Source organism: Caballeronia glathei (assembly GCF_000698595.1).
Classification (GTDB): Bacteria; Pseudomonadota; Gammaproteobacteria; order Burkholderiales; family Burkholderiaceae; genus Caballeronia; species Caballeronia glathei.
This window is the reverse complement of sequence record NZ_JFHC01000304.1, coordinates 1-485: the sequence shown is the minus strand read 5'-3', so window position 1 is coordinate 485 and position 485 is coordinate 1. Positions and strand designations below refer to the sequence as shown.

Sequence of the window (485 nt, the reverse complement as noted above, 5' to 3'; positions counted from 1 at the left end):
TGCGGCGCGACGATCTTGCCGGTCTGGCCGACCTGATAGTCGTTCGGCACGAAGCCCGCATCGACTGCCGCGCGCGATGCGCCCAGCGCCGCGCCCAGCTTGTCCGCGAGCGGTTCGAGGATCTTCGTGTAGTTCTCGCCGTTGCCCAATCCGCGACCACCGGAAACGATGATCGTCGCCGACGTCAGCTCCGGACGATCCAGCTTCGTCAGCTCGCGGCTCACGAACTGCGACATGCCTGCGTCCGCGGCTGCTTCGATCTTCTCGACCGATGCGCTGCCGCCTTCTGCGGCGACCGGATCGAAACCCGTTGCGCGCACGGTAATCACCTTGATCGGATCGCTGGACTGAACAGTCGCGATCGCGTTGCCCGCGTAGATCGGGCGCTCGAAGGTATCCGGTGCGTCGACTGCGGTGATGTCGCTGATCTGCGCGACGTCCAGATGCGCCGCGATGCGCGGCGCGATGTTCTTGCCGTAGGCGGT

Annotated in this window: 1 protein-coding gene; it reads right to left on the bottom strand. The window is 65.8% G+C overall.

Annotated features, from left to right (window positions below):
• The coding region (locus tag BG61_RS38910; protein WP_035943856.1) for an electron transfer flavoprotein subunit alpha/FixB family protein at positions 1–485 on the bottom strand (485 nt) is incomplete at both ends.